Annotated in this window: 12 protein-coding genes; 3 read left to right on the top strand and 9 right to left on the bottom strand. The window is 63.8% G+C overall.

What is annotated here, in order from left to right; all coding sequences use genetic code 11:
- The first annotated feature begins 73 nt into the window (after nt 1–73).
- The 3 genes from ACW9I6_RS26710 to ACW9I6_RS26720 are packed head-to-tail and all read left to right on the top strand — an operon-like array spanning nt 74 to nt 2,134.
- Nucleotides 74–640 (top strand): chromate transporter, encoded by a 567-nt coding sequence (locus ACW9I6_RS26710; RefSeq protein ID WP_003216826.1) that lies wholly within the window; start codon nt 74–76, stop codon nt 638–640.
- Nucleotides 640–1,182, top strand: coding sequence for a chromate transporter (locus ACW9I6_RS26715; RefSeq protein ID WP_134327458.1), 543 nt, complete (start codon nt 640–642; stop codon nt 1,180–1,182). Before ACW9I6_RS26710 ends, ACW9I6_RS26715 begins: the two co-directional genes overlap by 1 nt.
- Nucleotides 1,183–1,219: 37 nt before the next feature.
- Nucleotides 1,220–2,134: a LysR family transcriptional regulator gene (locus tag ACW9I6_RS26720; RefSeq protein ID WP_003216822.1), complete on the top strand. Its 915-nt coding sequence runs from the start codon at nt 1,220–1,222 to the stop codon at nt 2,132–2,134.
- Nucleotides 2,135–2,290: 156 nt separating this feature from the next.
- On the opposite strand, the gene madM is transcribed toward ACW9I6_RS26720, so the two are convergent.
- From madM to mdcA, 9 genes are all read right to left on the bottom strand, one after another.
- Nucleotides 2,291–3,055 (bottom strand): malonate transporter subunit MadM, encoded by a 765-nt coding sequence (gene madM / locus ACW9I6_RS26725; RefSeq protein WP_003216820.1) that lies wholly within the window; start codon nt 3,053–3,055, stop codon nt 2,291–2,293.
- Nucleotide 3,056: 1 nt separating this feature from the next.
- The gene (gene madL / locus ACW9I6_RS26730; protein WP_102604131.1) at nt 3,057–3,470 is read right to left on the bottom strand and encodes a malonate transporter subunit MadL; all 414 of its coding nucleotides are present in this window, start codon (nt 3,468–3,470) and stop codon (nt 3,057–3,059) included.
- Between the two features lie 246 nt (nt 3,471–3,716).
- Nucleotides 3,717–4,622 (bottom strand): malonate decarboxylase subunit epsilon, encoded by a 906-nt coding sequence (gene mdcH, locus ACW9I6_RS26735; RefSeq protein ID WP_003216814.1) that lies wholly within the window; start codon nt 4,620–4,622, stop codon nt 3,717–3,719.
- On the bottom strand, nt 4,619–5,215 hold the full coding sequence (locus ACW9I6_RS26740; protein WP_177116620.1) for a malonate decarboxylase holo-ACP synthase: 597 nt from the start codon (nt 5,213–5,215) through the stop codon (nt 4,619–4,621). The genes mdcH and ACW9I6_RS26740 overlap by 4 nt, the downstream gene beginning before the upstream one ends.
- Nucleotides 5,209–5,985, bottom strand: coding sequence for a biotin-independent malonate decarboxylase subunit gamma (gene mdcE / locus ACW9I6_RS26745; protein ID WP_177009101.1), 777 nt, complete (start codon nt 5,983–5,985; stop codon nt 5,209–5,211). The genes ACW9I6_RS26740 and mdcE overlap by 7 nt, the downstream gene beginning before the upstream one ends.
- On the bottom strand, nt 5,982–6,824 hold the full coding sequence (locus tag ACW9I6_RS26750; protein WP_008434127.1) for a biotin-independent malonate decarboxylase subunit beta: 843 nt from the start codon (nt 6,822–6,824) through the stop codon (nt 5,982–5,984). The genes mdcE and ACW9I6_RS26750 overlap by 4 nt, the downstream gene beginning before the upstream one ends.
- A complete protein-coding gene (locus ACW9I6_RS26755; protein WP_003216806.1) occupies nt 6,817–7,116 on the bottom strand; it encodes a malonate decarboxylase subunit delta in 300 nt (99 codons plus the stop codon). Before ACW9I6_RS26755 ends, ACW9I6_RS26750 begins: the two co-directional genes overlap by 8 nt.
- Complete coding sequence (locus ACW9I6_RS26760; RefSeq protein ID WP_008434131.1) at nt 7,116–7,964, bottom strand: triphosphoribosyl-dephospho-CoA synthase; 849 nt, start codon at nt 7,962–7,964, stop codon at nt 7,116–7,118. The genes ACW9I6_RS26755 and ACW9I6_RS26760 overlap by 1 nt, the downstream gene beginning before the upstream one ends.
- On the bottom strand, nt 7,965–9,635 hold the full coding sequence (gene mdcA / locus ACW9I6_RS26765; protein WP_023659312.1) for a malonate decarboxylase subunit alpha: 1,671 nt from the start codon (nt 9,633–9,635) through the stop codon (nt 7,965–7,967).
- Nucleotides 9,636–9,833: the final 198 nt, after the last annotated feature.

The raw sequence follows: 9,833 nt of genomic DNA on the forward strand, positions 1-9,833 counted from the left end.
TACATCTGCTGCTGATATACCGCTATCGCCGGCAAGCCAGCTCCTACATAAAAGCCCCTCATCGGTAACGCCCATGCCCGACCTCGAACCTGCCCAGCCCCACCCGAGTCTGTGGCAGTTGTTTTACAACTTCGCCATGGTCGGCCTGTTTGGCTTCGGCGGCGTGATGCCCTGGGCGCGGCAGATGATGGTCGACCGCCGGCAGTGGGTCAGCGAACAAGGCTTCAACGAGTTGCTGACCACCGGCCAATTCTTCCCCGGGCCGAATATCGCCAACGTCGGCATCATCTACGGTCGGCGCCTGCACGGTTTGCCGGGTGCGGTTGTGACCGTGGTCGGCTTGTATCTGTTCCCCTCGCTGATCACCGTGCTGGCCGGCTTCGCCTATGCCAAATGGTGGAGCCATGACGTGGTGCAGCAGATCTTCGGCGCGGTGATGCCGATCGCCACCGGGCTGATGCTCGGCACCACCTTGCGCCTGCTCAAGGCCATGCCCAGGACCCTGGCGAATTACAGCGCGTTCGTCCTGACCTTCGTGTTGATGGCGGTGCTGGTGCTGCCGTTGTGGATGGTCTTGCTGATCTGCATTCCCAGCTCGTTGGCCTTGAGCTTCATGGGCAAGCAGAAGGTGGCCGGCTGATGCAGAGCGTGCTGTTTCACCTGATGATCCAATGCGCGCTGTGGTCGCTGATGGCGATTGGCGGCAACACCGTGGCCCTGAGCGATATCCATCGCTACACCGTCACCGACATGAACTGGATCACCGACGCCCAGTTCGTCGCCTTCTTCGCCTTGTCCCAGGCCTTGCCGGGGCCCAATGGCATGTTCCTGGTATTTATCGGCCAGCAAGCCGCCGGGCTGCCCGGCGCTCTGGTGGCCCTGACCGCCAAGCTGGTGCCCTGCTCGGTACTCACCTACCTCGGCGCCGGCTGGCTGGAAAAACACAGCAAAACCCCGTGGGTGCAGCGGGTCAAAGGCAGCCTGCTGCCGATCTCCATCGGGCTGATCCTGGCCGCCAGCTACATCCTGATGAACAGCCTGGAAAACAACGCCACCAGCCTGGTACTGACCCTGGCCAGCGCTGCCGTGGTGTATTACACAAGGCTCAACGCGATCTGGCTGATCATCCTCGGCGTGGTGTTGGGCCTGTGCAGCGCATGGCTGGGAGTGAACTGGTTTTAGGGGCACAATCGACGGCATTCGAACAAGAGTCACGCCCATGCTGATCGACGAAGAGTTCACCCTCAAGAAGCTGGAAATCTTCCTGGCGTTCATGCGCACCGGCAACCTGGCGCGGGCGGCGGCTGAATTGCAGACCAGCAACGTCAGCGTGCACCGGGCGATCCACTCCCTGGAAAACGCCCTGCGCTGCCCGCTGTTCAAGCACGAAGGGCGCAACCTCACGCCGCTGGAAAGCGCCTATGTGCTGGAAGAGCGTGCGCAGAAGCTGGTGCAGGATGTGGTCGACAGCGTGCGGGTGACCCGCGAGGCCGCCGGCTTTTCCGCCGAGCGCTTCAAGCTGGGCTCGCTGTATTCGCTGACGGTGAAGACCGTGCCGCAGTTGATCATGGGGCTGAAGATTCGCCGCAGCGAGCTGAATATCGACCTGATCCTCGGCTCCAATTTCGACCTGCTGTACAAGCTGAAGAACATGGAAGTCGACGCGATCCTGATCTCCCTCGACGAGCACGCCAACGATCCGGACTGCGAGCAGATCGCGCTGTTTTCCGACGACATCTTCCTCGCCACCCCGGCCGATTCACCCTTCGACCGCGAGCAGGAAATCGACCTGGCGGACGTGCGCGACGCCACCTTCATCACCCTCACCCAAGGCTTCGCCACCCACCAGGATGGCAACCGCGTATTCAAGCAGGCGGGGTTCGAGCCGAAGGTGGCGATGCAGGTCAACGACATCTTCACCCTGCTGAGCATGGTCAGTTCGGGCGTGGGTTATGCGCTGCTGCCGGGACGGATTGCGGCGGTGTACGAGAACCGAGTGAAGCTGATTCCCCTGCAACCGCGCTACCGTTTGCAGCAGCACATTGGCGTGGTGTTTCTGAAAGCCAAGGAGCGCGACCCGAACCTGCTCGCGCTGTTGGCGGAGTGCCGGATGTATGCGAACCGCCAAACCTGACAATGATCCCCTGTGGCGAGGGAGCTTGCTCCCGCTCGGCTGCGCAGCAGTCGTAAAATCAGCGCCCGCGTTGTTTCAGGAAGAATGCATTGGGACCGCTTCGCGCTCCAGCGGGAGCAAGCTCCCTCGCCACAAAAGCGGTCGACACCTCTCGGGTCAGCCGACGATCCCGCGCACGATGAAGTACAGCACCGACGGCCCCAGCAAACACCCAAGCCCGGTGTGAAAGGTGGCGGTCAGTGCGCCATACGGCACCAGCCGCCGGTCCGTCGCCGCCAGGCCTGCCGTCACGCCGCTCACCGTACCGGCCAAACCACCGAACACCATCGCCGAGCGCGGGTTATCCAGGCCCATCCAGCGTGCCGCCATGGGCGTGCCCACCATCACCAGGATCGCCTTGATCAACCCAGTCGCAATGGACAGCGCCACCACATCCGAGCTTGCACCCAACGCCGCCCCGGTCACCGGCCCGACGATGTACGTCACCGCGCCCGCGCCGATGGTGGTCATGCTGATCGCATCGCGATAACCAAACGCCCAGGCGATACTCGCGCCCACAATAAACGGCAGCACCGTGCCCAGCAGCAAGGCAATCGCACCAATCAAGCCGGCCTTGCGCGCCTCGGTGGCCTGTACTTCAAACGCCGTGGCCACGATGGCAAAGTCCCGCAGCATGGCGCCGCCCATCAAGCCGATCCCGGAAAACAGCGCCACGTCCGCCAGGCCTTTCTGCCCGCCGGTCAAGGTGCCGCCCACCCAGGCCAGCACCAGCCCGATCACAATCGCGATGGCTGAGCCGTGGATGCGCCCGAAGGTCAGGCGCTTGGACAGCACCACCGAAATCCACATCACCACGCCAACAAATGCAAAGGCGGTGACCAAGCCGTTATTTGCCAGGCCTTTCTCGATGAGTTCCCACATATCAGCGACCTCCCGCGACAGGTGCAACCGCGATCAGCGGCTCTTCATCGGGCAACGGTTCGCCTTTGTGCGTACGGCTGATCAAGGCAATCGTGCAACCGCACACCACCACCGAACCAATCGCCGCCAGCACCGCCACCGGGCCGCCGTGCAGCGCGGTCACCACGTTCTGTTGCGCCGCCATCGCCACCACCACCGGGATGTACATGGCACCCCAGAAGCCGACACCCATCTCGCATTCCTTGGTCATGCCGCCGTGTTTGTGCATCCACAACCGTGCGCAGATCAGCAGGATCATCGCGATCCCCACCCCGCCCACGTTGGATTTGACTCCCAGCAACACGCCGAGCATGTCGCCCAGAATCACGCCGGCCAACATGCAGATCGCCAGCAACGCCACACCGTAAATAATCATGATGGTTGTCCTCAAAGTGCTTCATCGAAATTGTTGTTTTTGTGCTTCGAAAGCCTTGGGCGGCAATGCCGATCCGATAAAGATGAATACCGTACCTGTGGCGAGGGAGCTTGCTCCCGTTGGGCTGCGTAGCGGCCCTGAAATCCTCGGAGCGCTGCACACTCCAACGGGAGCAAGCTCCCTCGCCACAGGTCATTGGTGACCCGCTCTATCTCTTGACCGACCAGCATCAGCCTTGGTGGAGCTCTATCGGTGATGGTTTCCCTCCTCTCGCAGCAAGGCCTGCAAGGTGTCCAGGCGGGCGCCTTCGAAGGCGATGACGGTGCCTTGCTCGAACACCCGGCGCGCAAGGCCTGTAAGCACGGCACCGGGAGGCAGTTCGATATGCAGGCGCACACCGCGCTCGAAGGCGCTTTGCACGGTGCCGCGCCAGTCGACGATGCGGCACATGTTGAAGGCGAGGTCGTCGCGCAGGTGTTCGGTGTTGTGGATCGGCCGGGCGCGGGTGCTGCTCAGGTAAGTGATGCTCGGCGGTTTCAGTGTCACTTGGGCGAATGCTTCGGCCAGGGCCTCGGCGGGTTTTTCCAGCAGTACGCAATGAGACGGCACGCTGACGGCCAGGCGTTTGGCGACGCCGTTGCCGCGCACCAGATTGGCGACCGCCTTCATGGCCTCATCGCTGCCGGCGATGACCGTCTGGTTGTCGGCATTGATATTGGCCAGGTAAACCGGGGTTTGCGGGCTGTGGACCTGAGCAAGCAAGGCTTCGACGGTGGACAGGTCCGGGCCGATAAGGGCGGTCATGCCGTAGCCGTGGGGATACGCGTGTTGCATCAATTCGCCGCGCAGGCTGACGAGTTTCAACGCGTCGGCAAAGTCCAGCGAGCCGGCGATCACGGCGGCCGGATAGGCCCCAATGGACAGGCCGGCGACGTAATCGGGGGTGTGTTCCAGCAAACGCGCACTGGCCACACCGGCAATCAACAGGCAGAGCTGCACGGCACGGGTCGAGGCCAGCGCTTCGGCAGAATCCAGGGTAAGTACATCCTCATTGAGGGCAGCACTGGCTTCGTCCAGCACCGCACGCGGCAGTTGCTGGAGCATGCCGGGACGCTGGGCGCCCTGCCCCGGGAATGCCAGGAGGCTACTCATGCCACGGCCTGCCAAGGATCGAGCACCAACTGCGCGCCGCTGGCGTTCTTCAGCAGCACGCGACGCGAACCACCGGCCCATTCACGCAACGCGACCGCGCCAAAAGGCGTTTGCAGTTGCAGGTCCACGGCGCACACCGCCGTATCCAGTATCGCCAGCAGGTCCTCTGCATCGCTGCGTTCAAGCCGCTCGGGCGTGCGCAGAATCAAATCCAGATCGCTCTTGGCATGCAGCGCTTCGACGCCGCTGGCCAACTCGAAACCCGCACTGCCGGTGACGCCCCAACTCTCTCCCGCCAGCACCGGTCGCAACTGAGCGAGGGCCTGCAACGCCGGCAAATCCCTTGGCGAGATCACACCGCGCAGGTCTTCCGGCACCACGCGCCGCTGCACGGCCGCCATCGGCATCACGGCGGCGAAGCGCTGCTCGCGCAAGCGCCCGCGTACCCCCACCGCTACCTGGCCCGGCGGCGCAATCGCCCGGCGCACCACCACCGGATGCCCAGCGGCCAATGCTTCCAGCACCCAGGCCGGCGCATCAGCGGGCGCATGCGCCGGGGTCATGCCCCAGAGCAAGTCGTGAGCGTTCACCATTGCTCCCGCAGCAGTTGGCGCACGTGGCTGGAGGCAGCGCGGTTAGTGGCGCCCAGGCGACCGCTCAGGTCCCGACCGCCGGCCTGCACATCCTTGATCGCCTGCACCAGGCAATCGCTGACCCGCGCCACATCTTCGGTGGTGGGCTGCTCGATCTGGCTGACCGACAAGGTCTCCCAGAGCAAGCCGAGGCTGGCATAGCTGTCGATGTCATAGGCCATCGGCGGCACGCTGGCAGCCAGGGTTTCCAGCTCTTCAACACTGCGCAGGGTTACCCGCGCCGCCGAAGCCTTGCCCATGGCATGCACCATCACGCCGGGGTCGCGCAGGGCAATCAGGCGGTTGGCCTGGTAACCATGGGCGAGGAAGGCGCCGGACATCGCCTTGCCCACCAGCAGCGCGATCACCGGGTGACCGGCCAGGCGGGCACGGGCGTAGCTGTCGGCAGCGGCGGCCAATGCCTGGTGAATGCCCAACGCCTCTTCGCGACGACCGTAGGCCTGGCTCGGCACATCCACGATGGCAATCAGCGGACGCTTGTCGCCGGTGTTGATCGCCTCATCAACCGCCTTGGCCAAGCCCCAGCCTTCCAGCAAACCGACTTCACCGTTGCGAGCGCGAGGGAAGCGGTTTTGCGGGTCGGTGACCACCGCGATAAAGCGCACTGGCTGATCACCGAGCACACCGTCGGCAACTTTCAGCGAGTTCGGCAAACCGCTCACTGGCGCTGCGTCGCCGCTCAATGCGTTGAACCACTGCAAACCTCTCATGAGTGTTCTCCCTGATACAGATCGCGAACCGTCGCCGGGTCGATTTGCGGTTCGGCGTTGAGTGCGGCCAGGCGTTCCAGATAGTGATCAACCTGACGGCTGCGCTGGTTTTCCGGCAAGCCTTGTTGCAGCAGCTCAGTGATCTGCTGCTGAATCTGCACCACGTCGTCGGCCACATACCGGTCGGCCAAGCCGCTGTTAAAGCGTTGCTCACCGCCGGTCAGGCTCCAGATGAAGGGCCGGTCACGGGAGTCGTATTCTTCAAGGCCGGCTTCCTGCTCGATCACCTGCGGGCCGTTCAGGCCAAGGCGCGCCTCACGGGTCACCAGCAGATAACTGCACAAGCCTGCAGCGATGGACATGCCGCCAAAGCAACCGACGCTGCCCGCCACCACGCCGATCACCGGCTGGTACTGGCGCAGGTCGACAATCGCCGCATGGATATCGGCGATGGCAGCCAAGCCCAGGTTGGCTTCCTGCAAGCGCACGCCGCCGGTTTCCAGCAGCAGGATCGCGCGAGTAGGGATACCGTTGCGGTTGTCTTCAGCAGCCAACTCCAGTGCACCGGCCATCTTTGCGCCGCCGACTTCACCGAGACTGCCGCCCTGGAAATTGCCTTCGATGGCCGCGATGACCACCGGCAAGCCGGCGATGCTGCCCTTGGCGATCACCACGCCGTCATCTGCCTGCGGCACCACGCCCTGGCGACTCAGCCATGGCGACATGACGCGCTGGAACGGATCGATCAATTCGCGATAGCTGCCCGCATCGAGCAAGGCCTTGGCCCGCTGCCGGGCGCCGAGTTCGACGAAGCTGTGTTTGTTGAGCAAGTCAGTCATGACCGATCTCCTCGAAGCCCTGCTCCAGGCGCAAGCGCACCACGCCGGGTGTGGCGCCAAAGTCGTGGATATCGATGTTCAATGCAGGGGGCGTCTGCTCCTGGAAGATCCGTTCAAACAGGTGCTGCCAACGTAGCTGCGCACCATTGACCGAGGTTTGCACCTGAATCGTCAGGGTGCCGGCGGTGCCCGGTTCCAGCAGCACTTCGAGGTCGCCGGAGCCGACGCAACCTACCAGCGCGCGGCCCTTTGCGGGCTGCCCGGCGGGGAATTCAAAGGATAAGGTTTCCATCACAGCGCTCCGTCGAGGCGGTCGATAAACAGGCAGGCGGCCAACAGGTCGGCGGCGCCACCGGGGGAGGCATTCAGCGCCAGCAGTTGCTGGTCCAGCTCATGCAGTTGGCGGCGGCCGGCGAGGCTTGCGCTGCCGCCGGCGTCCAGTACGGCTTGGGCGCCCTGCTGCATGGCCTGCAAGCCTTCAGGACCGGCGCGGTAGAGCACGCAGGTGTCGGCCAGGTCGGTCATGATCGCCAGCAAGGCGTCGAGGCGCGCGTTCTGTTCGCCGTGTTGCTGCAGGCGGCTTTTCTTCAGTTGGGGCAGGCCGCGTTGCAGCACCGACGGGAAGCCCAGTTGCGCCTCTTCGCGAGCACCGCGTGCGCCGTAGCGTTGTGCGACCTGGGCGCCGTGGCTCAGCGGTTGCGGTGCGTAACGGTCGTTGAGCAAGGCCAGGCGGGCGGCGCGCAACGTCACCGCGCTGGCAGTGCAGGATTCCGGTTGCAGTGCGGCGGCGGCGACTAACAGGCCGAGCGCCCAGATCGCGCCGCGATGGGTATTTACGCCGCTGGTGGTGACGAGCATCGCCTGTTCACCTTCGCGACCGATGCGCCCGAGGGCTTCACGCAGGGGCAAACCGACTTCGCCAAATTCGACAGCGGCCTCGGCCATTTCCTTGAACGCCGGCCACAGCGACAGCGCCGAGGCGTGCATCAAGCCGAGGTGCAAATCGGTATGGGCGCCGTTGCCGCGACGGTCTACCAGGGCGGGTTTCGGCGACAGGTCTGCCTCATCGATCAACGCGTCGACGGCCATGTCGGCCAGGCGTTCGGCCAGCGTCAGGTCGTGCAGTTTGAGTGCGTGCATTTACCAGCTCCTGAACTTGGCGGGCGGGTTGTACAAGCCACCGGACCACTCCACCAGATCGGCCACGCTCTTGGCGGCCAGCAGCTCGCGGGTGGCATCGGTGCGGCGGATGCCGAGGTCTTCGGGCAGCGCAATCAAGCCCTCGCGACGCATGCGTGCGGTGTCCTTGGGGTTGTGGCGCAAGCCGATGGCGGTCACCCCGGCCACGGCGGCGATCATCGCCTGGCGCTCTTCCAGGGAACGGGCCTTGTACAGGTAGGCGATGCCTTCTTCGGTGAGCAGGTGCGTGACGTCATCGCCGTAGATCATGATCGGCGCCAGGGGCATGCCGCTTTTGCGGGCGACTTCCACCGCGTCGAGGGTTTCGACAAAGGTGGGTTTACCGCCTTCCTGGAACGTCTCGACCATCTGCACCACGAGCTTTTTGCCGCGTTCGAGCAAGGCTTCCGGGGCGTCGTCGTGGCGCATGTCGAGCCAGGCGGGTGTGCCATGGCGGCGACCGCGCGGGTCGTGGCCCATGTTCGGCGCACCACCAAAACCGGCGAGGCGGCCACGGGTAACGGTGGAGGAATGACCGTCGCCATCGACCTGCAAGGTGGCGCCGATAAACAGGTCCACCGCGTACTGGCCGGCCAGCTGGCAGAACATTCGGTTGGAGCGCAGCGAGCCGTCGCGACCCGTGAAGAACACATCCGGCCGGGCGGCGATGTAGTTTTCCATGCCCAGCTCGGTGCCGAAGCAATGCACGCTTTCGACCCAGCCGCTTTCGATAGCCGGGATCAGGGTTGGGTGCGGGTTGAGGGTCCAGTTGCGACAGATCTTGCCCTTCAGGCCCAGGGATTCACCGTAGGTCGGCAGGATCAATTCGATGGCGGCAGTGTTGAAGCCGATGCCGTGGTTCAGCGATTGAACGTTGTGTTTTTCGTAGATGCCGCGGATCGCCATCATCGCCATCAACACATGCACGGGCTTGATGTGGCGTGGGTCGCGGGTGAACAGCGGTTCGATGTAGAAGGGCTTGTCAGCGACCACCACGAAATCGACCCAGCTTGCCGGGATATCAACGCGAGGCAGGTCGGTGACGTCATCCACCAATTGGTTGACCTGGACGATGACGATGCCATCGCTGAAGGCGGCCGGCTCGATCAGCGCAGGTGTGTCTTCGGTGCTCGGCCCGGTGTAGATATTGCCGGCGCGGTCGGCCATGAAGCCGGCCGACAGGACCACGTTGGGAATCAGGTCCACCACCAGCCGTGCGTAGAGTTCAATGTAGGTGTGGATCGCGCCGATTTCCAACAGGCCGTCTTCCAGCAACTGGCTGATGCGCAGGGACTGGGTGCCGGCAAAGGAGAAATCCAGCTTGCGGGCGATGCCCTTTTCAAACAGGTCCAGGTGCTCGGAGCGGCCGACGCTGGGCATGATCATGTGCAGGTCGTGGAGCTTGGCGGGGTCGGCCTTGGCCAGGGAGCGCGAGAGGAAATCGGCCTGCTTCTGGTTGTTGCCTTCCAGCACCACACGGTCGCCGGGGAGGATCAGGGCTTCCAGGGCTTCGACAATGCGCTCGCTGGGGAGCACGGCGCCATCGGCGAAGGATCGCACCAATGCGAGGCGGCGCTGCTTCTCATCGCGCCGCCGCGTCCAGCGCGAGTCGGGGGAAGTTGTTGTTGTCATGGTCGCTCCACGGGATTTGCTGTCGTGGGCTGTACCTTAGGAGGGTATTGGGGGGGCATCAATCAAGCTGGGCGGTGAACCGTTACGATTGGAGTAATGGTTAATTAGCAAATGCTGAGGCTCGGGCTCAACACAGTTCAAATGTGGGAGCGGGCTTGCTCGCGAATGCGGTGGGTCAGTTGATAAATCGGGTACTGA

It is taken from the genome of Pseudomonas sp. SDO5522_S412, assembly GCF_054071215.1.